The 1025-nt window shown below is 66.5% G+C and carries 2 protein-coding genes; both read left to right on the forward strand.

The features are described from left to right. Nucleotides 1-462, forward strand: a 462-nt coding sequence (locus PKF00_RS44825) for a LysE family translocator (protein ID WP_271223727.1), incomplete at its 5' end; no start/stop codon positions are given. A gap of 58 nt (nucleotides 463-520) precedes the next feature. Then, nucleotides 521-1025: DUF1194 domain-containing protein (locus tag PKF00_RS44830; RefSeq protein ID WP_271223728.1), on the forward strand; the 505-nt coding region annotated here is incomplete at its 3' end.

A 1025-nucleotide genomic window follows, 5' to 3' on the forward strand; every position in this document is an offset into this window, starting at 1 on the left:
TCGGTTTTCGGGCTCGGCGCGGTCCTCGTCAGCTCTGCGCTCCTGTTCACGATGATCAAGTGGGCGGGGGCGGCCTATCTGGTCTGGCTGGGGATCTCGACCCTGCGCAATGCCCGCAAGGTGGCGGCCCGGCCACAGCCGGCAACGGTTTCGGAGCTGGCCGGACCGGCCTTTACCCAGGGCCTGGTCAAGCAGCTGGGCAATCCCAAATCGGTGCTGTTCTTCGGCGCGCTGCTGCCGCAATTCATCATTCCGGGGCAGACCGGCGGGGCCGACTATCTTCTCATGCTGGCCATCATGCACGGCACCGAACTGCCGATTCTTGCCGGCTATGCCGCGCTGGGGGCGACGGGCGGGGCTTTCGTGCGCGGCCCGGTGGGGCTTGTCTGGCGCGAGCGCGTGTGCGGCGTGTGCCAGATCGCTGTCGGTGGCTTGCTGGCGGGCTTGCGGCGTACGGCGTGAGCGAAGCTTACCACATCGTCAGTTGTTCGCGCGGCAAAGCCTTCATAGTGTGCGCGCCATGACAGGGTTCGGGGTATGCTTCGGGGCCGCGGCAGCGGCCCTTTTCGCGGCTGGCGCCAGCGCGCAGTACGACGATTTCACCTATGATTATGACGTGGATGTCGAGCTCGTGCTCGCCGTCGACATCTCCTATTCCGTTGACGAGGAAGAGGCACGCCGCCAGCGCGAAGGCTATGTTGCCGCTCTGGCGTCGGAAGATGTGATCCGCTCGATCCAGGGCGGGCCGATGGGCCGCATCGCCGTGACCTATGTGGAATGGGCCGACAGCGGCTTCCAGCGGGCCGCGGCCGACTGGACCGTGATCGCCAGCGAGGAAGACGCGCTGGAGTTTGCCGCCCGCGTGGCGGCTGCCCCGCTGGAACGCGGCCACTACACGGCCATTGGTGCAGCGATTGCCGACAGCGTGCAGCGTATCGAGAGCAATCCGCACTCCGCTCCCCGCCGCATCATCGATATCTCCGGCGACGGGCCGCAGAACCAGGGACTGCCGCTGGAAAAAGCAC

Source organism: Streptosporangium carneum (assembly GCF_027922005.1).
Lineage (GTDB): Bacteria > Actinomycetota > Actinomycetes > Streptosporangiales > Streptosporangiaceae > Streptosporangium > Streptosporangium carneum.